This window comes from Stenotrophomonas sp. YJH_SMC_4 (assembly GCF_059371575.1).
This window is the reverse complement of sequence record NZ_JCAFUR010000006.1, coordinates 92,736-113,469: the sequence shown is the minus strand read 5'-3', so window position 1 is coordinate 113,469 and position 20,734 is coordinate 92,736. Positions and strand designations below refer to the sequence as shown.

Annotated in this window: 26 protein-coding genes; 15 read left to right on the top strand and 11 right to left on the bottom strand. The window is 66.0% G+C overall.

Annotated elements, in window-relative coordinates; genetic code table 11:
- Positions 1–20 precede the first annotated feature (20 nt).
- Positions 21–542, top strand: a complete 522-nt coding sequence (locus AC5P9F_RS11665) for a ferritin-like domain-containing protein (protein WP_180882206.1) — start codon at positions 21–23, stop codon at positions 540–542.
- A 37-nt stretch (positions 543–579) separates the two neighbouring features.
- On the top strand, positions 580–1,488 hold the full coding sequence (locus AC5P9F_RS11660) for a manganese catalase family protein (RefSeq protein ID WP_495231959.1): 909 nt from the start codon (positions 580–582) through the stop codon (positions 1,486–1,488).
- A 121-nt stretch (positions 1,489–1,609) separates the two neighbouring features.
- Here the strand turns inward: AC5P9F_RS11660 and AC5P9F_RS11655 are convergent, their stop codons facing one another.
- Entirely contained in the window at positions 1,610–1,933 is a 324-nt protein-coding gene (locus tag AC5P9F_RS11655) for a KGG domain-containing protein (RefSeq protein ID WP_088429868.1), read from the bottom strand.
- Positions 1,934–2,235: 302 nt separating this feature from the next.
- On the opposite strand from AC5P9F_RS11655, the gene AC5P9F_RS11650 reads away from it, so the two are divergent.
- From AC5P9F_RS11650 to AC5P9F_RS11640, 3 genes are read left to right on the top strand one after another with little or no spacing between them, the layout of a single operon-like run.
- Positions 2,236–2,703 carry a BLUF domain-containing protein gene (locus AC5P9F_RS11650; protein ID WP_049459907.1) on the top strand — a complete coding sequence of 156 codons (468 nt, stop codon included), beginning with the start codon at positions 2,236–2,238 and terminating at the stop codon, positions 2,701–2,703.
- Positions 2,700–3,467 carry a DUF72 domain-containing protein gene (locus AC5P9F_RS11645; RefSeq protein ID WP_005409693.1) on the top strand — a complete coding sequence of 256 codons (768 nt, stop codon included), beginning with the start codon at positions 2,700–2,702 and terminating at the stop codon, positions 3,465–3,467. The genes AC5P9F_RS11650 and AC5P9F_RS11645 overlap by 4 nt, the downstream gene beginning before the upstream one ends.
- Positions 3,460–4,194: a DNA-formamidopyrimidine glycosylase family protein gene (locus tag AC5P9F_RS11640; RefSeq protein ID WP_180882208.1), complete on the top strand. Its 735-nt coding sequence runs from the start codon at positions 3,460–3,462 to the stop codon at positions 4,192–4,194. Before AC5P9F_RS11645 ends, AC5P9F_RS11640 begins: the two co-directional genes overlap by 8 nt.
- 38 nt (positions 4,195–4,232) lie before the next feature.
- Here AC5P9F_RS11640 and AC5P9F_RS11635 read toward each other — a convergent pair whose 3' ends face one another.
- Positions 4,233–4,730: a YciE/YciF ferroxidase family protein gene (locus AC5P9F_RS11635; protein ID WP_005409691.1), complete on the bottom strand. Its 498-nt coding sequence runs from the start codon at positions 4,728–4,730 to the stop codon at positions 4,233–4,235.
- A gap of 251 nt (positions 4,731–4,981) precedes the next feature.
- On the opposite strand from AC5P9F_RS11635, the gene AC5P9F_RS11630 reads away from it, so the two are divergent.
- Positions 4,982–5,158, top strand: a complete 177-nt coding sequence (locus AC5P9F_RS11630; protein ID WP_076739996.1) for a DUF3606 domain-containing protein — start codon at positions 4,982–4,984, stop codon at positions 5,156–5,158.
- A gap of 13 nt (positions 5,159–5,171) precedes the next feature.
- Complete coding sequence (gene ligD, locus AC5P9F_RS11625) at positions 5,172–7,721, top strand: DNA ligase D (RefSeq protein WP_180882209.1); 2,550 nt, start codon at positions 5,172–5,174, stop codon at positions 7,719–7,721.
- Positions 7,722–7,728: 7 nt separating this feature from the next.
- On the opposite strand, the gene AC5P9F_RS11620 is transcribed toward ligD, so the two are convergent.
- Entirely contained in the window at positions 7,729–7,989 is a 261-nt protein-coding gene (locus tag AC5P9F_RS11620) for a hypothetical protein (RefSeq protein WP_223846410.1), read from the bottom strand.
- 189 nt (positions 7,990–8,178) lie between these two features.
- On the opposite strand from AC5P9F_RS11620, the gene AC5P9F_RS11615 reads away from it, so the two are divergent.
- Positions 8,179–8,628 (top strand): BLUF domain-containing protein, encoded by a 450-nt coding sequence (locus AC5P9F_RS11615; protein ID WP_005409687.1) that lies wholly within the window; start codon positions 8,179–8,181, stop codon positions 8,626–8,628.
- A gap of 9 nt (positions 8,629–8,637) precedes the next feature.
- On the opposite strand, the gene AC5P9F_RS11610 is transcribed toward AC5P9F_RS11615, so the two are convergent.
- Positions 8,638–8,868: a hypothetical protein gene (locus AC5P9F_RS11610; RefSeq protein ID WP_005409686.1), complete on the bottom strand. Its 231-nt coding sequence runs from the start codon at positions 8,866–8,868 to the stop codon at positions 8,638–8,640.
- A 224-nt stretch (positions 8,869–9,092) separates the two neighbouring features.
- Between AC5P9F_RS11610 and AC5P9F_RS11605 the strand changes: the two genes are divergently transcribed.
- Positions 9,093–10,586: an FAD-dependent oxidoreductase gene (locus AC5P9F_RS11605; RefSeq protein ID WP_180882218.1), complete on the top strand. Its 1,494-nt coding sequence runs from the start codon at positions 9,093–9,095 to the stop codon at positions 10,584–10,586.
- 15 nt (positions 10,587–10,601) lie between these two features.
- On the opposite strand, the gene AC5P9F_RS11600 is transcribed toward AC5P9F_RS11605, so the two are convergent.
- The 3 genes from AC5P9F_RS11600 to AC5P9F_RS11590 form a co-directional block, all read right to left on the bottom strand.
- The gene (locus AC5P9F_RS11600) at positions 10,602–11,024 is read right to left on the bottom strand and encodes a low affinity iron permease family protein (protein ID WP_019336571.1); all 423 of its coding nucleotides are present in this window, start codon (positions 11,022–11,024) and stop codon (positions 10,602–10,604) included.
- Positions 11,021–11,275 carry a hypothetical protein gene (locus tag AC5P9F_RS11595; RefSeq protein ID WP_099473249.1) on the bottom strand — a complete coding sequence of 85 codons (255 nt, stop codon included), beginning with the start codon at positions 11,273–11,275 and terminating at the stop codon, positions 11,021–11,023. Before AC5P9F_RS11595 ends, AC5P9F_RS11600 begins: the two co-directional genes overlap by 4 nt.
- Before the next feature lie 213 nt (positions 11,276–11,488).
- The gene (locus AC5P9F_RS11590) at positions 11,489–12,520 is read right to left on the bottom strand and encodes an SDR family NAD(P)-dependent oxidoreductase (protein ID WP_308678749.1); all 1,032 of its coding nucleotides are present in this window, start codon (positions 12,518–12,520) and stop codon (positions 11,489–11,491) included.
- On the opposite strand from AC5P9F_RS11590, the gene AC5P9F_RS11585 reads away from it, so the two are divergent.
- Positions 12,521–13,348 carry a GlxA family transcriptional regulator gene (locus AC5P9F_RS11585; RefSeq protein WP_239502325.1) on the top strand — a complete coding sequence of 276 codons (828 nt, stop codon included), beginning with the start codon at positions 12,521–12,523 and terminating at the stop codon, positions 13,346–13,348.
- Between the two features lie 133 nt (positions 13,349–13,481).
- Here the strand turns inward: AC5P9F_RS11585 and AC5P9F_RS11580 are convergent, their stop codons facing one another.
- Positions 13,482–14,435 carry an alpha/beta fold hydrolase gene (locus AC5P9F_RS11580; protein WP_495231958.1) on the bottom strand — a complete coding sequence of 318 codons (954 nt, stop codon included), beginning with the start codon at positions 14,433–14,435 and terminating at the stop codon, positions 13,482–13,484.
- A gap of 481 nt (positions 14,436–14,916) precedes the next feature.
- Between AC5P9F_RS11580 and AC5P9F_RS11575 the strand changes: the two genes are divergently transcribed.
- A complete protein-coding gene (locus AC5P9F_RS11575) occupies positions 14,917–15,837 on the top strand; it encodes an MBL fold metallo-hydrolase (protein ID WP_180873739.1) in 921 nt (306 codons plus the stop codon).
- Between the two features lie 114 nt (positions 15,838–15,951).
- On the opposite strand, the gene AC5P9F_RS11570 is transcribed toward AC5P9F_RS11575, so the two are convergent.
- From AC5P9F_RS11570 to AC5P9F_RS11560, 3 genes are all read right to left on the bottom strand, one after another.
- Positions 15,952–16,833, bottom strand: a complete 882-nt coding sequence (locus tag AC5P9F_RS11570) for an RNA polymerase sigma-70 factor (RefSeq protein WP_180873741.1) — start codon at positions 16,831–16,833, stop codon at positions 15,952–15,954.
- Between the two features lie 75 nt (positions 16,834–16,908).
- On the bottom strand, positions 16,909–17,313 hold the full coding sequence (locus AC5P9F_RS11565) for a cupin domain-containing protein (protein ID WP_111196904.1): 405 nt from the start codon (positions 17,311–17,313) through the stop codon (positions 16,909–16,911).
- Between the two features lie 55 nt (positions 17,314–17,368).
- Positions 17,369–17,848 (bottom strand): carboxymuconolactone decarboxylase family protein, encoded by a 480-nt coding sequence (locus AC5P9F_RS11560; RefSeq protein WP_164173115.1) that lies wholly within the window; start codon positions 17,846–17,848, stop codon positions 17,369–17,371.
- Between the two features lie 85 nt (positions 17,849–17,933).
- Here AC5P9F_RS11560 and AC5P9F_RS11555 point away from each other — a divergent pair, with 85 nt between their 5' ends.
- The 4 genes from AC5P9F_RS11555 to AC5P9F_RS11540 all read left to right on the top strand — a co-directional run bounded on the left by AC5P9F_RS11555 (position 17,934) and on the right by AC5P9F_RS11540 (position 20,730).
- Positions 17,934–18,245: a sigma factor-like helix-turn-helix DNA-binding protein gene (locus AC5P9F_RS11555; protein WP_308678748.1), complete on the top strand. Its 312-nt coding sequence runs from the start codon at positions 17,934–17,936 to the stop codon at positions 18,243–18,245.
- The gene (locus tag AC5P9F_RS11550; protein WP_180873743.1) at positions 18,242–19,273 is read left to right on the top strand and encodes a LysR family transcriptional regulator; all 1,032 of its coding nucleotides are present in this window, start codon (positions 18,242–18,244) and stop codon (positions 19,271–19,273) included. Before AC5P9F_RS11555 ends, AC5P9F_RS11550 begins: the two co-directional genes overlap by 4 nt.
- 126 nt (positions 19,274–19,399) lie before the next feature.
- On the top strand, positions 19,400–20,167 hold the full coding sequence (locus tag AC5P9F_RS11545; protein ID WP_053443025.1) for an SDR family oxidoreductase: 768 nt from the start codon (positions 19,400–19,402) through the stop codon (positions 20,165–20,167).
- A 47-nt stretch (positions 20,168–20,214) separates the two neighbouring features.
- A complete protein-coding gene (locus tag AC5P9F_RS11540) occupies positions 20,215–20,730 on the top strand; it encodes an OsmC family protein (protein WP_012480266.1) in 516 nt (171 codons plus the stop codon).
- The last annotated feature ends 4 nt before the right edge of the window (positions 20,731–20,734 follow it).

The window sequence follows — 20,734 nt, the reverse complement described above, 5'->3', positions numbered from 1 at the left end:
GCCCCGCACCGGAGATCGAAATGGCAGACCAGAACAACGCCCGAAGCGAGCGCCTGTTGAAGTGGCTGCAGGACGCCTACGCCATGGAGCAGGAGGCGGAGACCATGATGAAGGCCATGGCTTCGCGGATCCAGAACTATCCCCACCTCGCTGCACGGATCGCCCAGCACGTCCAGGAGACGCAGGGGCAGGCCGCCTCGCTGCGCCAGTGCATTGAAGCGCTTGGAGGAAGCGTGCCGACCGCCAAGGGACTGTTCGCCAGCATGACTGCGGCTCTCCACGCGGCCGGCACAAGCCTGATGGAAGACGAGGTGGTCAAGAGCGTAGGGCTCTCGTTCGGCTTCGAAAACACCGAGATCGCCACCTACCGGGCGCTGGTGATTGCTGCCGAGCGTGGCGCAGCGCCGGACATCGCCGCGGTCTGTGGCCAGATCCTGCAGGAAGAGATCGCCATGGCGCGCTGGCTGGAAGACCACCAGGACGGCCTGGTCGGTGCGTTCCTCAATCGCGACGAAACGCCGGGCGCGCAAGCCAAGCGTTGACCCCGAAGCCAGCACAGCCAGCCATTGGAGAAACCCCATGTTCTTTCATCACAAGAAGCTGATGTACACCGTGCGCGTGCGCGAATCCAACCCGCAGCTCGCCAGCCTCATGCTTGAACAGTTCGGCGGCCCGCAGGGCGAGCTTGCTGCCGCCATGCGGTACTTCACCCAGGGACTCGGCGAATGCGATCCAGGCCGCAAGGACCTGCTGATGGATATCGCCACCGAAGAGATCAGCCATCTGGAGATCATCGGCACCATCATCGCCATGCTCAACCGCGGGCCGAAGGCCATTCAGTCCGAAGGGCTTGCCGAGGCCGAGGATATGCGGCTGCTGGGGCAGAACAGCACCAGCCATACCGAGCAGATCCTGTACGGTGGCGGGCCGGCACTGGTCAATTCCAGCGGGGTGCCGTGGACAGCGGCCTACATCGACTCGATCGGGGAACCTACCGCCGATCTGCGCTCGAACATCGCTGCGGAAGCGCGCGCCAAGCTGGTGTATGAGCGCCTGATCAACGTCACCGACGACCCCGGCATCAAGGATGCGCTGCGTTTCCTGATGACGCGCGAGATCGCGCACATGAAGTCATTCGAGAAGGCGCTGCACAGCATCCAGCCCAACTTCCCGCCGGGCAAGCTGCCGGGGGACCCTGCGTTCACCGATCTGTACATGGACATGTCGCAGGGCGACGGCGCCGACGACCTGCAGGGCAGCTGGAACAGCGGCGAGCTATGGGAGCGGGTCAGAGACCGCGAGGCACAGACCGCTGTGGATGGTGGCGACGGCGGCGGCACGGTGGACCTGGACGCGCGCGAACAAGCGGCGGTGCAGGCCATGGCCCTGCGTACACTCTCCGACCCGGAAGCGCGGCCGACCACCGGGGCCGAGCTGGGGGCCGGCCCGGGCGCGGGAGCACTGGACCTGCCACCACGCGAGCCGTGAAAGAGCTGGGGCGCCCATCTGCGGCGCCCCAGTGGCGAAGCCCTTGATCAGCGTCGAGGCGTACGAAAGTGGGCGGACATCACGTCCGCCCACGAAGCGGTGCATCTGGCTTCAGCCGCGATCAGCGCTGCTGGCCACCGCGGTTGTTGCCGCCGCCGCGTGCCTGCTGTTGCTGCCCGCCGCCCTGGTTGCCGCCCTGGTTTCCACCCCCGCGGCTGTTCTGGCCGCCTTCGCGGCCGATGTCCGCCATGTGCTGGCGATCCTGGCTCACCGCTTCGCCGCCCTTGCGGCCGGCTTCGCGTGCTTCTTCCGAGCTGAATTCATGGGCGTTGCCTGATTCGTGCGCGGCACGTCCACCCTTGGCGGCGATCTCGCGCTGCTTGTCCTCGTCCATCGAAGCGAAACCGCGGTTGCTGTTGCCCTGGTTCTGGTTCTGGTTGGCCATGGAAAGTCTCCCTGGGTTGAGCCGCCCGACTGGCGGCAGGGACCATCTTCCAGATCCGGCGCTAGTGGGTGGTGGCATGACCGCCAACGTGGCGTCATCCGGAAGCCCACGATTCCTCATCCGGTCTCCACGAAACGTCGTGCACACGCGTGTGCGCCCGCAGGCGCGCCCGCCGCGCTCGATCACGTGTCAAGGCGATGCGGCGGACCCGCGCCTCAACTCGACGCAGCCTCTACGCCGGCCTCACTGCACATACGACCCGCGTCGCTAAGGTAGAGCTGTCTGCAACAACCGGTGGTGCCATGCCTTTTCGTGCGATTGCCTATGTGAGTGAAGCGTCCCCAAGCCTGACCGAAGAGCGACTGCAACGGCTTGTGGCCGAAGCGGTGCAGTTCAACGAATCCGTCGATGCCACCGGCACGTTGCTGTTCGACGGCTCGCGCTTCCTGCAGTATCTGGAGGGCCCGGAGGCCGGGATCAATGCCGCGTACACGCGCATTCTCGCGGCCGGCAGCCACAGTGGGATCGTCGAGCTGAACCGGGGCAGGGTGGGGCGGCGGCAGTTTCCGCACTGGCGGATGCGCAGCGTGCGGGTGGATGAGCTCGCGCTGGGAAAGATCGCCATCTCTGACTGGACCGGCTTCGTGCGCAGCGCGTCGGCGCTGGAGTCGGGCGCCAGCGCACTGGATCGTCTCCTGTCGGTCTCGCAGTTGCAGACGGATGCAGGTGCGGGAGAGACCCTGGAACCGTACGGGCAGCTGGTACGATGACGGCGGCGGCCGCCCCGCGTGCATCCGCTCCACTGCGTGTCGGCTGTGCGGGCTGGTCGCTGCCGCGCGCGGATCAGGAAGCGTTCGGGGCGGGCGACACCGCGCTGCAGCGCTACGCCACACGCCTGCCGATGGTGGAGATCAACTCATCCTTCTATCGACCGCACCAGGCCAGAACCTATGCGCGATGGGCGGCGAGCGTGCCGGAGGGCTTCCGGTTCGCGGTGAAACTGCCGCGAGAGATCAGCCATGAGCGTCGGCTGCGCGACGCAATGCAACCGCTCGAGCGGTTCCTTGAAGGCGTGCTGGAGCTGGGTGAAAAGCTCGGGCCGTTACTGCTGCAGTTGCCGCCGAGCCTGGTGTACGACACGGCCACGGCCATAGCATTCCTGCGGGGCCTGCGCGCGCGTACCCAGGCCGATGTGGCGTGCGAGCCGCGCCACCCGAGTTGGTTCACGCCGGAAGTGGATGCGCTTCTGAGCGCGCATGGCGTAGCACGGGTTGCCGCGGATCCGGCACGTGTGCCGGCGGCAGCGACGCCCGGCGGTGACCGCGCGTGGAGCTACTGGCGCTGGCACGGCCAGCCGCAGATCTATCGCAGTGCCTACGGCGAACCTACCCTTGCCCACCTTGCGCGGCAACTGCTGGCCGAGGCCGAGGCGAAACGACCCGCCTGGTTCGTACTGGACAACACCGCACTGGGTCACGCCACTGGCAACGCCCTGCACCTGCAGGCGCTGCTGCAGGAGAAGGAACATGCCTGAAGGCCCTTCGATCGTCCTGCTGCGCGAAGCAGCGAGCCACTTCAAGGGGCGCGTGGTCCGCGCCGTCTCCGGGAACAGCCGGGTCGACCTGTCGCCGCTGCAGGGCCGAAGGGTCAAGGCGGTCCGCAGTTGGGGCAAGCACTTCCTGCTGGAATTCAGCCGCCACACACTGCGCATCCATCTGATGATGTTCGGCAGCTGGCGCATCGACGAACGGAAGCCAACCCCGCCGCGTGTATCCCTGCGGTTCGACAATGGCGAGCTGAACTTCTATGCGTGTTCCGTGCGGCTGATCGACGAGCCGTTGGACGAGGTCTACGACTGGCGCGCGGACGTGATGAACGATGCCTGGGATCCGAAGCTGGCCCGGCGCAAGCTGAAGGCAATGCCGGACGTCATGGTCTGTGATGCGCTTCTGGACCAGACGGTCTTTGCCGGCGTGGGCAACATCATCAAGAACGAGGTGCTGTTCCGTATAGGCGTGCACCCCGCCACGCGCCTGGGCGACCTGCCATCGCGCAAGCTCACCGCGCTGATCACGCAGGCCCGCGCCTACAGCTTTGATTTCCTGCAGTGGAAGCGCCGTTTCGAGTTGAAGAAGCACTGGCAGGTACACACGCGCAGGATCTGCCCGGCATGCGGCGGCCCGATCAGCAAGCTGTACATGGGCACCACCCGGCGGCGCACGTTCTTCTGCCCGAACGACCAGGTGCTGTACGAACCCTGAGGCCGCCGTCCATGGCGGCCGGCTTCGGGGCGCGTCGATCAGGCGGCTTGGGCCGCCTTGGCATTGCCGCCGCCCTTGGCCAGCAGGGTGAGCTTCTCGTCGGTGGCCTTCTCTTCCTCAAGCGTCTCCAGCAGCAGCGGCAGGGCGTCCTTGTAGCCCAGCTGCTTGGCCAGCGCGGCGATGGTGCCGTAGGACGCAATTTCGTAATGCTCGACCTTCTGTGCGCCGCCGATCAGGGCGGCATCGCGCACAGGGCCCTTGTCGATGCTGTCGATCACTTCCTTGCCTTCCTCCACCAGACCTTCCATCGCCGCGCACTTGATGCGCTTCAGCCGGATGCCGAGAACCTCCACCACCTGGTCGATGCGCTCGATCTGGCCCTGGGTTTCTTCCAGGTGCGTTTCAAACGCTGTGGCCAGGTCAGGGTTCTCGGCCGCACGGGCCAGGCGCGGGAGGGCCTTGGTCAGCTGTTTTTCGGCGCTGTAGATATCCGAGAGTTCGTGGATGAACAGGTCTTCCGCTGTCTTGATAGCCATGCTGGGCTCCGCTGTGAGTGGAGCGCTCAGCGTAGGTCCCGCCCGGTTGCGATCAGGCGGGGGCCAGGTGAAGGTGGCATGTGAACGCCAACGCGAGCCCTGCGCGTTGTCTTCACGAGGTGGCGTCTGTCGCCCGCCTGCCGCAGTCCCGATACCAGCAGGCCTTCGCCATCGCTTCACGGTGGCATCGCCTGGTGCCCATGGGCCGGCCGGTACGGTCACTTCACGCCCAATCACGCGTGGAGACTCCCATGAGCGATGACAAGAAGAACACCGGCAGCCCGGACCGGGATCGCATCAACGTCAACGAAGACTATGAACTGCAGTACTGGACCACCGCGCTGGGTGTGTCAGCCGAGGAACTTCGGGCTGCGGTCGCCGAGGTCGGGCCCACCGCCGCTGCTGTACGCAAGCACCTGGGAAAGTAGCGCGGAGCTGCCCATGTCACTGGTCGAGTACCGCCGCAAGCGTCGTTTTGACCAGACCAGGGAGCCCGAACCGGGCAAGGCGCTGCCAAAAGGCCAACGCGCCATTTTCGTGGTGCAGTTGCATCATGCCAGCCGCAGGCACTACGACTTCCGTCTGCAGGTGGGTGACGCGCTGAAGAGCTGGGCCGTTCCCAAGGGCCCCAGCTACGACCCGAAGGTCAAGCGCATGGCGGTGGAGGTGGAGGATCATCCCGTCGACTACGCAGCATTTGAAGGCGAGATTCCCAAAGGCCAGTATGGCGGCGGACATGTCGCCCAGTTCGACCACGGTGTGTGGGCCACGCAGGGTGACCCGGAAGCCCAGCTCGCCAAGGGCCATCTACGCTTCGAGCTGTTCGGCGCCAAGCTCAAGGGTGGATGGCATCTGGTCCGTTCCGGCAAGCCTGCGCGCCAGCCACAGTGGCTGCTGTTCAAGGACGACGATGAATTTGCCAGCGATATCGAGGCAGACGATCTGCTGGCGGATGTCGCTGTAGCGCCCCCGGAGGACCTGAAGCGTGCCGGGGCAGGAAAGACCGCGAAGAAGAAACTCACGGTCGTACCGCCCACACGCACCCGACGAAAGAACTGGGCGAAGAAGGCCCTGGCGCTCAGCAAGGCGAAAAAGGCGGCAGCGCCGTCCGGACCGTTTGAGCCGCAGTTGGCCAAGCTGGGCGACGCGCCGCCCCAGGGCGGGCAGTGGGTGCATGAGATCAAATGGGATGGGTACCGCATCCTTGCTACGGTGGCTGAGGGCAACGTGCAGCTGTGGTCGCGGAACGCACTGGAATGGACCGGCAAGCTGCCTGAAATACGTGACGCGATCGCGGCACTGGGCCTTACTTCGGCGGCACTGGACGGTGAGCTCATCGCCGGCGCCGGCACCAAGGAAGACTTCAACCTGCTGCAGGCCACGCTCTCCGGCGAGCGGCAGAGCATCCTGACGTACGCATTGTTCGATCTGCTGCATCTTGATGGCGTGGACATCGCCGATGCGCCCTTGCTGGAACGCAAAGCCCTGCTGCACTCCGTGCTGGAGGGGCAGGGCAGGCCATTGGCGTTCAGTTCGCATGTGCAGGGGGATGGCGACGAGGCCTATCGCCTGGCCGGTGAGCAGCACTTCGAAGGCATCATTTCCAAGCGCGCTGATCGCAGCTACCACAGCGGCCGCAGTGAGGATTGGCGAAAGACCAAACAGCTGGCCAGCGACGAGTTCGCGGTGGTCGGATACACCGCGCCGAAAGGCAGCCGCACCGGGTTCGGCTCGCTGCTGCTGGCGCGGCCAGACCCGAAACATGGCTGGCTCTACGTCGGCCGCGTCGGGTCCGGGTTCTCGGACGAACTGATCGGCGAAGTCAGCAGGCGCATCGAAGGCGGCGGCGGCCGCAAGCCGACGGCGCACGTGCCCACCCAGGACACCGACCTTCGCGCCGCGACCTGGTTCGCACCGCGTTTCGTGGTGGAGGTCTTCTATCGCGGGATTGGCGGGCAGAAGCTGTTGCGCCAGGCATCGCTGAAGGCGGTACGGGCGGACAAGGACATCGCCGATCTCGAAGATTCCGATCGCTCCGGGCCGGCCATGGCCTCTGGTGGACAGCCCGCATCCAGGCGTCCTGCGCGCGATACGAAAAAGTCACCCGCTACCGGCCGCACACCGCCCGCGCTTTCGTCGCCCGGCAAGATCCTGTTTCCTGGCGATGGCTACACCAAGCAGGAGGTATGGGACTACTACGCAGCAGTGATGGAGCACCTCCTGCCCGAGGTGGTTGATCGTCCGCTGTCGATCATCCGATGCCCCAGTGGCACCGCAAAGCCCTGCTTCTTCCAGAAACACCACACAGCCGGGCTGGAACTGGTCGATCCGGTAAGGCTGAAGGAGGAAAGCGGCATCAACGCCCATTACCTGGTGGTGCGTGACGCGGCCAGCCTGCTTGAACTGGTGCAGTTCAACGCGTTGGAGTTCCACCCTTGGGGCAGCCACGCCGAAGCGCCCGACAAGGCCGACCGGGTGGTGTTCGATCTGGATCCAGGACCGGACGTACCCTTTGCAGAGGTCAAGAAGGCGGCAACCGACATCCGAAAACTGCTCGCGCAGCTGCAGTTGGAATCGTTCCTGCGCGTCTCCGGCAGCAAGGGCCTGCACGTGGTGGTGCCGCTCAACCCGGGATGCGACTGGGACCTGACCAAGCGCTTTGCGAAGGGCTTCGCCGATGCGCTGGCGCAATCCGAGCCCCAGCGATTCCTGGCAACGGCCACCAAAAGCCTCCGCAACAAGCGGATCTTCGTCGACTACCTGCGCAACGGGCGCGGTGCCACGGCAGTCGCGTCCTACTCGCTGCGGGCGCGGCCGGGCGCACCGGTCGCGTTGCCGATCGCCTGGGGCGATCTGGCGAAACTCAAGCGCGCAGACGCGTTCACGATCAAGGACGTGCCAGCAAAGCTCAAGCGGCGGCGCAAAGACCCCTGGGCCGGCATTGGGAAAGTGAAGCAGAATCTGGCGCGCTGGGCGCAGGCAGACCCGTAGCCCGCGCCTATGCGTCGGATCCCTGCGCGCTGCCGGGCAGGACATGATCGCATTCGACCAGCCGCGCGTTGCTGACCGTCTGGCGCGAAGGACAAGCGCCGCACACCAGCGTCGTTCCACCGGGCACCGCCCCCAACGCGCCCCCCGACAACTGTGTAATCCCGCCGCAGGTGTTGCAGAGCACGCGAATGGACCTGACGCGCTCAATACCCTGCACGCCGGAAACAGCGTCCAGCTCCAGAACATGGAAAAGGCCGGTATTGGGCATGGGGCGCTCCCGAGTCATCTGGCCCAAGCGTAAACGATCCACGGCATGGGCGGTGTAGGCGTCCTGCATGCCGTTTGTCAGCTGGAACCCAACTGATTCACAAAATGCACATGATGGGAACAACTGCAGGGCGCAGCTGGCCTATCCTACGGCCACGGAATCTGGGGGGATTCGCTACAGGAGCAGTTAATGCCGATCAGGGCAGTCGCATACGTCAGCGAAGCGGGCCCAGCCGTTGCTGGTGATCCGTTCGGCCTGGGCAGCGGAAAGCTCGACGATCTGGTCGATGATGCCGCCCGCTTCAACCGCAGTGCCGGCGTCACCGGCGTCCTGCTGTTCGACGGCAGCCGCTTCCTGCAGTACATGGAGGGGCCCGAAGACGGCTTGAGGGTGGCGTATTCGCGGGTGGTGGGCGCCTCCAGCCATACCGGGCTCATCGAGCTGCAGCGCGGCAGGGTGGGCAACCGGCGGCTCCCGTTCTGGCCGATGCGCTGGCTGCCCACCCAACCCGAGCAGTTGAAGCTTCTTGCCCGCGCGGACTGGTCAGGGTTCGCCCAGCACAGCGGTGACGATGCGCCAACCGAGACGGCGATGGATATCCTGGCCAGGTTGGTGGAACCCTACGCGGTCGCGGCGTGATCCACCGGCCTAGCGGCCTCCATAGCGCGCCGCCCATGGAATCTCTCCGCTGCACGCGTTGAGGTGCCCGGTGCGCATCACGCAATACAGCCGGGCCTCCGGGTCTGCACTGGCAGCAATGTAGTCCAGTGCCTCGGCAAGCATGCGGACGAACTGCTGCTCGGGGTAGAACGCTGCCCAGGTCGGCAGCAGTTCGTCCAGTTGCGCGATCATCAGATCGATTTCCAGGTGCGTGCTCACTGCCTGATCCTCCTTCCAGGCACGTTAGCTACCACGCTGCAAGCAGAGAGTTGCGGTTCGCAGAGGCGACACAGGCGTGTTGCCCACGCAGCGCTCATCTGGCCTTGACCATGGCGTTGATCGTCGCAGCGCGTGAGCATCATCTGCACGGCCGCGCCACCCTCGTTTCACCCGGCAAGGCGTATCAGAGAGGCCTCCCAGCTGAAGCTGCAAGGATCCCTTTCATGTCCGAACCGTTCCCGCGCGCCAGCTTATGGTCAGCTGACACCGAGTCGCATTGCTTCCGCCCCCTTGCCGGCACGACGCGCGCGGACGTGCTGGTGGTGGGCGCCGGCATGACCGGCCTGCTGACAGCGGCCCGCCTGGCGGATAGCGGCCTCGATGTGCTGGTGGTCGATGCAGGGCCCATCGGCGGGCGCAATACGGTGATGTCCACGGGCAATCTTTACGCGCCCGTCTCCCGGCTGGCAGAACTGGTCTCGCGCTGGGGCGGCGACACGGCCAGTCGTATCGTGCAGTGGCGGCAGCAGGCCCTGCGCGCCATCGAAACGCTGGTTCATCGCTACGATCTGCGTTGCGGCTTCGAACGCGTGGCCATGCAGTACGGCATGCAGGAGCGCACGCGCGAGGTGACGACGCGATTCGAGCGTGAACTTCAGGCCTATCAGCGCGTAGGCCTGCAGTGCGAACACCAGCAGTCAGGTCTGCCATTCGCATTGGGCCACGCGTTCCGTGTTCCCGATCAGGCGCAGTTGGATCCGGCGGCTTTCTGCAGGGAGCTGGCGCGACACCTGGTGGGCCGGGTGCGCATCCACGACTGGACCCAGATCAACAGCATCGAGGCATCAGCAGGCGTTGCCACCGCCCTTGGCGGCCGCATCCATGCCAGGCACTTCGTGCTCGCCACCCACTCGCCAGCAGGGTTCAACCTGGTGCAGGCCGAGATGGAGGTGTACCGCGAGTACGGCGTGGCGGTGCCGGTTGCCAATCCGCCAGCGGCAGGTATTCATTGGATCGCCGATCGGCACCGCTCGCTGCGCGGGGTGCGCGGTACTGATGGCCGCGACTGGCTGGTGCTGGTCGGCGAGACACATCGCACCGGCGAAACCCCGGTGATGGATCCGGCACAGCATCTGGTCGCCGACGCGCGTCGCAACTTCACCGTGCAGGGCGAACCGCTGTGCTGGTCGGCGCAGCAGTTCCGTGCAGCCGACCAGCTGCCCTACATCGGCAGCAGCGCGCACGACAATGTGTGGGTCGCCACCGGCTATGGTCCCGATGGCTTGACCTGGGCGGGCGTGGCCGCTCGTGCGATCACCGAGGGAATCATGGGCACGACCAGCGAGATCGAGAAGCTGCTAAGCCCCATGCGCTTCACGCCAGTGCGTTCGGCGGCCGGCTGGGCCCGTACCAATGGCACGGTTGCACGGCACATGGTGGGAGATCGCCTTGGTGCTGCGCCGTCGCACTCACCCAGTGAGCTGGCCCGTGGTTGCGGCGCACTGCTGGACGTGGACGGAAAGCGAACCGCGGTCTACCGCGACGAGGGCGGGCGCCTGCACATGATGTCGGCGCTCTGCCCGCACCTGAAGTGCGTTGTCCAATGGAATGACCATGAGCGCACCTGGGACTGCCCCTGCCACGGCAGCCGCTTTTCCGCCACCGGAGCGCTGCTGGAAGGCCCTGCCAGGCAGGGCCTCACACCAGAACAGCTGTAGGCGCAGGCATCCACCTCAGGCTTCGGCGGCTGCATCCGCATCGCAGGGCATGCAGCGCTCCTTCTTGGACTTGATGTCTGCAGCGGTCTTCGCCAATGCCTCGTAACGCTGGCGAATCTCTTCAAGGTGCGCCGGTTCCATCGACTCCAGGTTCAACAGCTCCTGGTTGGCGTCCTTGCTGACCCGGATCAGTTCATCCAGCTTGATGTGCAGCGCGGCCGTATCGGCATTCTGCGTATGCTGGATCAGGAACACCATCAGGAAGGTCACGATGGTCGTTCCCGTGTTCACCACCAGCTGCCACGTATCATTGAAGTGGAAGGCCGGCCCGCTGGCGGCCCAGGTGATGATCACCCCCAGCGCCGCGACGAATGCGCCCAGGCTGCCGGACAATCGTGCCGTCGCGGCCGCGACCCGGGCGAAGCCGCGCCGGATCACTCGTCACCTCCCGCGGCCTCCTCATCCGTTCGACGATCTGGCAGCCTGACCCGCTCACCCAGGCGCTTGGCCTGCTCTTCCGGCGTTGGCGCGGCGACGAAGGGGGAGATCGGATCACTGGCAGGGAAGGTTTCCTGCAGCGCTTCGTCATGATTGCGGCGGTTGTGCAGCTTTGCCTGCAGCGGGCTGACAGGATCGGGGTGCTGCGCTTCCGCGTCCGGGTGGGGGAGGTCTTTCTGATCGCGTTGCATGGTGAATCTCCAGGTTGATCACCACCCCTCAGGTGGCGGGCCCAGCATAGGAGTGCGCTGTGACCGGCCCCATCAAGGGCGGGGCAACGTGGCGTCAAACCTTCAGGCAACACGCGTTAACAATCAGCAGGGCGGGGCAGCGTAGCGCTCAACGCGACGCCGCCCGGCCATCGCTCCATCCCCTGCACCGGGCGTCTGTAGCCCGTTCGCCGGTCAGACCCTGCTCATATAGCGCTGTGCCGGCTGGGCACGCGAAAGCCCCGGCGCCATCGCCTTGCGTGCGTGCTCGAAGGCGTCCCACTCAGCGATGTCCGGAAGCGCCGGAATGGTCACGCGTTCGCCCTGTGCCAGCCCGGCCAGGGATGCATCCACCATGTCCTCGGCGCTCATCACGATGCCCTGCGGCAAGTGCTCCACCGGCAGGCCGGAGAGGTGCCAGAAGTCCGTTGCGGTGGCCCCCGGCAGCACAACCTGGACGCGCACGCCCTTGTCGGCCAGCTCATGGTGGAGCGACTGCGAAAACGCCAGAACGAACGCCTTGCTTCCCGCGTAGACGCCGTTGAGCAGCTCGGGCGCCAATGCGACGATGGAGGCGATGTTGATGATCGTGCCCTGGCCATGGGCCACGAACACCGGGGCGGCGGCGTAGGCCAGACGCATCGCGGCGTTCACGTTGAGCGTGATCATGCGCTCCATCTCGCCGATGTCCGACTGCAGCAGGGGAGCCGTGGCGCCGATGCCGGCATTGTTGACCAGCAGTCGGATATCCGCTCGGTCTCGAATGACCTTCTCAACTTTGGCAAGCCCGTCGGAGGTGGTCAGGTCGGCCGCGACAATGTCCACTGCGCGGCCGGTGCTGCGGGCCAGTGCTTCGGCCAGTTGGCGCAGGCGGTCGCCGCGTCGCGCAACCAGGATCGGGTCGTATCCGGCGCGGGCCAGGCGATCGGCATAGACCGCGCCGATGCCTGACGATGCGCCGGTGATGAGAGCGGTGCCTTGATGGGTAGGGTTGTTCACAGTGGTCAGTCCGAAGCGGCGGGCGTCGCCGGGGTCAGGGCCAAATCTAGGCCGGCTTGTGAATGGCGTAAATGTCGTATATACCTCGTTTACGGCCACCCCTGAAAAACCGTCATGCTCAGTGTTGGATTTGTCCTGCCATCCGGGTTCCAGACCATGGCGATCGCGGCTGCGTCCGCCTTCGAACTGGCGAATGCCACCGAAGGCGCGCGCCTTTACGATCTGCACATGCTCTCCGAACAGGGCGGGCTGGTGCCCAGCTCGCTTGGCATGGCCATGCAGACGGCGCCGCTGGCTCAGCAGCCGCTGGATACCTTGATCGTGGCCGGCCTGCTGGAGCCAGCCCCGTCCACCGGCACGCTGATCGAACTGATCCGCCAGGCGGCCACGCGCACGCGCCGGACCGCGTCGGTGTGCACAGGCGCCTTCATTCTTGGCGAAGCGGGGCTGCTGGACGGGCGGCGCGCCACCACGCACTGGTTCCACGCCCGTGTGCTCAAGCAGCGCTTTCCCGCCGCGCAGGTGGAGGAAGATCGCATCTTCATCACCGATGGCCCGATCTGGACTTCCGCCGGCATGAGCGCGGGGCTGGACCTGGCGCTTGGCATGATCGAGAACGACTTCGGTGCGGAGTTGTCCAGGGCGGTGGCCCGGAAGCTGGTGGTCTACCACCGCCGTGGAGGCGGGCAGTCCCAGCATTCGGTGCTGCTCGAGCTGGATGCCCGGTCCGATCGCATCCAGAATGCGCTGACCTTCGCGCGTGGCAACCTGCGCGCCACCTTGTCGGTTGAAGAACTGGCCCAGGCCGCACATCTCAGCACCCGTCAGTTCAGTCGCGCGTTCCGCGAAGAAACCGGGCAATCCCCTGCGAAGGCGGTGGAGAGCCTGCGCGTGGAGGCCGCTCGCGTGCTGATCGAGCAGAGCCGCTACACGATGGATGAAGTCGCGGCCGAAACGGGCTTCGTTGACACCGAACGCATGCGAAGAGCGTTCCTGCGCGCCTTCGGCCAGCCCCCGCAGTCCCTGCGGCGCAACGCACGGGGCGGGGCGGACTGAGTTCGTCTTTGCGGGGACCTGTGCGGAGCCGAGCCATGCCCGGCTGCCGATGTCCGACACGAAAAGGGCCGCATGGAGGCGGCACCCTGCAGGATGAAACGGGCTCCGGCGCAGTGCCGGAGCCCCCTGTTGCTCACTTTTCCTGCAGGAACGTCAGCAAGTCCTGGTTGACCTTGTCCTTGTGGGTGTCGGTCAGGCCATGCGGCGCACCCGGGTAGACAATCAGCCTGGCGCCCTTGATGAGCATTGCCGACTGGCGGCCCGAGATATCGATCGGTACGATCTGGTCGTCATCACCGTGGATGACCAGCGTTGGCACATCGAACTTCTTCAGGTCCGCGCGGAAGTCGGTGGCCGAGAACGCAGCGATCGAATCGTAGGTGTTCTTGTGGCCGCCCTGCATGCCCTGCGCCCACCACGCATCGATCAGCCCCTGCGACACCTTCGCGCCCGGGCGGTTGAAGCCATAGAACGGGCCCGACGGAATGTCCTTGTACAACTGGGCGCGGTTGTCCATCTGTGCCTTGCGGATGCCATCGAACACTTCGATCGGCAGGCCGTTGGGGTTGTCGGCGGTCTTCAGCATGAACGGCGGCACCGAGCTGATCAGCACGGCCTTCTTCACTCGCCCGGTGCCATGCCGGCCGATGTAGCGCGCCACCTCGCCGCCACCGGTGGAGAAACCCACCAGGGTCACATCGTGCAGGTCCAACGTATTGATCACCGTGGCCAGGTCATCAGCGTAGTGATCCATATCGTTGCCGTCCCACGGCTGGCTGGAACGACCGTGGCCACGACGGTCATGCGCGATCACGCGGTAGCCATGATTGGCCAGGAAGAGCATCTGGGATTCCCAGCTGTCCGAATTCAACGGCCAGCCGTGGCTGAAGGTCACGACCGGGCCGTCCTTCGGACCCCAGTCCTTGTAGTACAGCTGCACGCCATCGGCGGTGGTGATGTAGCTGGCGGTGCGCGCGATGGCGGTGACCGCCGCCGGCTTGGCCGGCTCGGCGGCCTGTGCGGACAGGCCGGCCTGGACCGAGAGGGCGAGGGCGGCAACGGCCAGTGAGCGGGCGAGGGTATTCATGCGGGAACTCTGATGGGTGGGTGGTGAGACGTACTTTGCGCCCGCGATCAGGCGCCAGGGATATGACAAGTCCGAATTTCTTGATAGATCGTCCTGAGTGCACGGATCCACAGTGGGGTCGACTGGATGATCATCCGAAGCTGCCCGACCTGGGCCTGCGCGCTACCGAACGAGCCAGAGGCGCTTGCAATGGTGGCATTGCAGCCGGTTCCGCATTGCTTCCCGGAACGCAACATGACGTACCCCTTCACGGCGCTACCGCACCTGCGGCGTACTGCCTAGGCTGATCCCACACGGCACCTGCCGTGTTCCGGGCCCATTGCCCGCGCAGTGGCCCGTCTTCCCATGAACTCCGCAGCGCTGGCCTGCCAGGCAACCGTGCCCTGGCAATGTCACTGCCTGCGCCATGGGCAAGCGCCCGGATTCGTTCGCGCCAGCCTTGCATTGCTGCCCGCCAAATGGCTCTTCGTGGAGATCCCTCATGTTCAGTATGGAAAACACCGCCGCGCCCATTGCCCCCGCCCTCGATGAACTGGTGCCCTCGCGCTACGCCCTGAAAGTGGGCGACGTCGAAGTGCTGGTGATCAGCGATGGCGTCCTGCCGTTGCCCACCCAGATGCTCGGCCACAACGTACCGGCGGCCGACCGTGCCGAATGGTTCGAAGAGATGTACCTGCCGCAGGATGCCTTCGACTGGGCATTGAACGTAATGGTGGTGCACAGCGGGGATCGCACCATTCTCATCGATGCCGGCCTGGGCATGGACCCGGACCTGCAGCTGCCGCGCGCCGGCCAGCTGATCCGTCGCCTTGGTGCTGCCGGTATCAACCTGGGCGAAATCACCGATGTGGTGATCACCCACATGCACATGGACCACGTCGGCGGGCTGCTGGTTGAAGGTGTGAAGGAACAGCTGCGCCCGGACCTGAAGATCCACGTGGCCGCAGCGGAGGTGGAGTTCTGGAAGTCGCCGGACTTCAGCCGCACCAACATGCCGCAGGGTTTCCCCGATGCGCTACGCGCCACGGCCAAGCACTTCTGGGCCGAGTACAGCAGCTATGTGCATACCTTCCAGAACGAACAGCAGATCGCGCCGGGCGTAACGGCCCGCCGTACCGGTGGGCATACCCCGGGCCACTGCGTAGTGCGCGTAGCGTCCGCGGGGCAGGCCCTGACCTTTGCCGGTGACGCCGTGTTCGCGGTCGGCTTCGACCAACCGAACTGGCACAACGGTTTTGAGCACGACCCGGAGGAATCCGCACGCGTACGCATCGCTCTGCTGAAGGAACTGGCCGGCACCGGCGAAATGCTGGTGGCCACGCATCTTCCGTTCCCGTCAGTGGGCCGGGTGTCGCTGGAGGGCGAGACGTTGCGCTGGGTGCCGGTGTTCTGGGACTTCTGATCGGATCCTGCGGATACAGCGCAAGCAGGGGTTTTCGACGGGGCGCATCGGCGCCCCGCTCGAATCCCGCAAGGACGAGGCCGACAACGGACGCCATCCACACCTGGCGTGGAACTACAGGATGGCGGTAGGGCGAGCCAACCGCTGCAGCTTGTGCGGGTTGCGCTGCACCAGGATCTGCGTGATCCGCTCGCCATCGGTCTCGAAGGCCATCGCCGCCTCCAGCACGCCATCGAAATAGCGCAGCAGTCCCAACCGTCCGTTGAGCATGGCCGGTACCATCCGCAATTGCGCGCTGCGCCGCAGGTGCGGGGCATACAGCAGCTGGGCAATGCGTGCGCCGCCGAGCAAAGGCCCTGGAAAGCTGGTGACGATACCGCCGCCGTCACCCACCAGCTCGGCCGATTCGGCCATCAACGCCTTCATCGTGCGGAAATCTCCACTGGATGCAGCCTCGGCGAAGCGGCGCAGCAGTTTCTGATGCACGTCCTGCGGGACGTTGTAGCGCGGGCGCTCCTGCCTGAGCTGACGGCGTGCGCGATGCACGATCTGCCGGCAGGCGGCTTCCGTCTTGTCCAGTGTGCGCGCGACCACTGCGTAATCCTGATCGAACACATCGTGCAGCAGAAAAGCCGCACGCGCATCCGGGGCCAACCGTTCCAGCACACTGAGGAAGGCGACCGACAGATCGCTGGCGGTCTCCAGCACGTACTCGGGCGTGGCGGTGTCATCGGTCAGCAGCGGCTCGGGCAACCACATGCCCACATAGTGTTCGCGCGCATGCCGGGCCAGGCGCAGGCCATCAATGGCGCGACGGGTGGTGGCCGCCACCAGCCAGGCTTCCGGATTCTCGATCTGTGACTGGTCGGCGCCATGCCAGCGAAGCCAGACATCCTGCACCACGTCTTCGGCTTCGTGCGAAGACCCAAGCATGCGGTAGGCCACGCCGAACAGGCGTGGGCGGAGGCGTGAGAACAGCGCAGTGGAATCGTCCATGCCAGCGTAGACGGGACAGGTCCCCGGATTGTGACACCCGGGAACCTGTCGTTGGTGCCAGCGCCGGACGTGCGATCAGTGCGGCGGCAGCACCGCCGGCTTGCCGATGTCCTTGATCAGGAACACCACGAACTTCGCCGGCTCGGTGGCGCTGGCGTTGCGGCCTACGGTGTGCAGATCGGCCGGGCCCTCATGGAAGGCCTCGCCCGGGCCAAGGGTGACTTCCTTGCCGCCGGCCACACCCATCACGATCCGCCCTTCCAGGACATAGACGAAGCCATGGGCATCGTGGCGGTGGACAGGATCGGCGCCACCCGGCGGGTACTCCACGGTAAGGATCAGCGCTTCCTTGCCGGGCTGCTCCGGCAGGGCGCGGGTCATCACCTCGCGCACCAAGGGCTGGGGCGCAGGAGAGGGCGGGATGGCGGCAGCGCCGCACAGTGGCAGCAGCGCAAACAGGACCAGAACAGAACGACGCATGGCAGGTCTCCAAAGCGGTAGAGGAGGGCCGCAGCATGGGGCAGCGGCGGAAGGATCAGGCCAGGCCGGCCTTGTCCAGGCCAAAGGCCGTATCCAGGGTGCCGGGCGTGGTACGGAAGGCAACGTTGGCGCGGTTCCAGGCGTTGATCGCCATCACCGCGTGGGTGAGGTCGACAATTTCCTGATCGGACAGCTGGCCGCGCACGCGCGCGTACAGCTCGTCGGGCACACCCTGCGCCGGCAGCTGGGTCAGTACTTCGGTCCAGGCCAGGCAGGCGCGCTCGCGCGGGCTGAACAGCGTTGATTCACGCCATGCCGCCAGGTGATGCAGGCGCAGCGGGCGCTCACCACGCAGGGTGGCCTCCTTCACGTGCATGTCCAGGCAGAAGCCACAGCCGTTGAGCTGCGATGCACGGATGTTGACCAGATCAACGATGGCCCCTTCGATCGAGGCGGTGTGGGCGGCATGCGAGTACAGGCCGAGCTTCTTGAACAGTTCGGGGGATTGCGCGGCGTAATCCAGGCGTGCGGTCATGGTGTGTTCCTGTAGCGTGTGAAGGGCACAGCGAGGCTAGGCCTGCATTCGCAACGCCGGTAGGCGGGGGCCGGGCCGCACGCTGTTGCATGAAAAACACCAATGTCCTGTCACAGCGGCCGATGCTCGGCCGTCTGCCGGGCATGGACACCTCATCGCACTGCGCACCGCATCGCGCCCTGCCAGCGAACAGGTCTGGCAGGCCTTCCTCGCCGCATTGCGCGAACTGCCGCCCGACGCACGCGCGATCCTGCTGTTGCACGACGTGCTGGGCGCCGGATTCGAGGACATCGTGCCCCTGCTGGGGCTCGACCCTTCCACGTGCAGGCAACGGTTGGCGCTGGCGCGGAGCCACCTGCACGCACAACGTGCCCGCCTGGAGCCAGGCCACCCATGAATGCCGCAACGCCCCGCCCGGCCAGTGACGGCCACGATGCGCTCAATGCGTCCTTCTCCACCAGCTACGCCGGTGTGCTGGCCTTCATTGCAGTGGCGTCCGAGGGCAGTTTCGCGCGCGCGGCCGACCGCCTCGGCATCGGCCGCTCGGCCGTCAGCCGCAGCGTGCAGAAGCTGGAAAGCCAGCTGGGCGTGCGGTTGTTCCTGCGCACCACGCGCTCGACCACGCTCACCCGCGAAGGCGAGCTGTTCCTGGAGGGCTGCAACCCGGGCGTGACCTGCATCCTGCAGGCGCTGGAGGAAATGCGCGACCTGCGCGAGGGCCCGCCGCGCGGGCACCTGCGCATCAGTGCCAGCCACGGCTTCGGCCGGCGGGTGATCGCCCCCTTGCTGGCCGCATTCCGCGCCGAGTACCCGCAGGTATCCGTGGAACTGCTGCTGGACGAGCAGGCCCCCGACCTGGCCGGTGACCGCATCGACGTGGCGTTTCGCGACGGCCTGCTGGAAGACAGCCAGGTGATCGCCAAGCAGCTGGTGCCGATGCAGCTGGTCGTATGTGCATCACCGGCGTACGTGCAGGTGCACGGCCTACCCGCGTCGGTGGACGCGCTGCCCACGCATGCCTGCATCGGGCGGCGCCTGCCGGGCGGACGCATGCAGCCCTGGGAATTCCGTGTCGACGGTGCCGAAGTGCACCTGCAGCCGCCTTCCGCAATGGTGTTCAACGATGCCGACCTGGCCCTGCAGGCCGTCATCGACGGGCTCGGCATCGCCCAACTGCCCAGCTATCAGGTGCGTGAAGCGCTGTGGGCGGGCAGGGTGGTGACCTGCCTCGATCGGCATGCGCCGCTCGATCGTGGCCACTACCTGTGCTACCTCAGCCGCCGCCAGCTGCCCAAGCGCGTGCGGGCCTTCATCGACTTCAGCACGCAGCGGGTGCGCGCGCTCGAGCTGGATGTGATCTCGCACTGGGAAGCACGCCAGCAGGCCACGCCTCTGAACCCAGGCGCACGGCCTGGCTGGGCGTGAGCGTATTGGTGCGTGCCGGGCAACAGTGCGCGGCCCGCCATGGACCTACTGCCTCGCGCCCGCGCTCCCTACGATGCCTGCGCCCGGCCACATCCGGTAGCCCTTCTACATTCCAGGAGATACGCAATGAAGTTCCTCGTCATCGGTGGTACCGGCCGCATCGGCAGCAAGGTGGTGGAACGCCTGCGCGTAGCCGGGCATGAGATCGTGGTGGCAGCACCCTCGACCGGGGTGGATGTGCTGACCGGTGAAGGTCTGGATGCCGCCATGGACGGCGTCGACGTGGTGGTGGACCTGGCCAACTCGCCCTCGTTCGAAGATGCGGCAGTGCTTTCGTTCTTCGTGACCGCTGGCCACAACATACTTGCGGCCGCTATCCGTGCCGGCGTACATCACCACGTTGCGCTTTCCGTCGTAGGCACCGACATGCTGGCAGCCAGTGGCTATTTCCGCGGCAAGATCGCCCAGGAGCGCCTGATCCGCGACTCGGGCCTGCCGTACACCATCATCCATTCCACGCAGTTCTTCGAGTTCTTGCCGGGCATCATCCAGTCCGCCGGCGATGGGGAGACCCTGCGGCTGCCGGCCGCCGACGTGCAGCCGATTGCCGCCGAGGATGTTGCCGAAGCGGTGGCACGCATCGCGCAGCAGCCGCCGGCCAATGGCGTGCTGGAAATCGCCGGGCCGCAGCGTAGCGCGATGGCGGATCTGGCCAGGCAGTATCTGCAAATGACGGGTGATTCCCGGCAGGTCGTTGCGGATGCCCAGGCGCTGTACTTCGGCGCGCCGCTGCAGATCGACACGCTGGTGCCGGTCGGACACGCGTGGCTGGGGCAGGTCGATTTCGACGCCTGGCTGCAGCAGTCCGGCCTGTTGCAGCGGCAGCCTGCCTGAGCGGCGAATCGATCGCCTGCCGCAGCTGCGCTTGATGGAGCCGCGCAATGACCGAGCTGAAGCCTCCTTCGCCCGCCATGCTGGACCGTTACCAGGGCGACGACGTGAAGCCGCTGTACACCGGCCGCGTGCGGGTGAGCGGTGGCCAGGCCCAGCACGGGCGGGCGTCCGGCGTCGTGCGGTCGGACGACGGTGCACTGGCGGTGGACCTGCGCCTGCCGCCGGAACTCGGCGGGCCTGGCGGCGGCGCCAATCCCGAGCAGCTGCTGGCCGCAAGCTACGCTGGCTGCTTCCACGGTGCCATGGTGCTGGTGGCCGCGCGTGCCGGCCTGCTGCTGCACAACCCCAGCATCGAAGTGGCGGTCACCTTCGCCCGTGATCCGGCAGATGGGCTGTACCTGCTGTCGGCCGAGATCGTGGTACATCTTCCCGGCATGGATGAGAACCTGGCCTGCGAACTCGTTCGCAACACCGAACGCGTCTGCCCATACGCCAAGATGTTCCATCGCGGCGTCAGCCATGTGGTGCATGTTCGGGTCGGCCCGCAGGCTCCGCCTCTGTAGAATC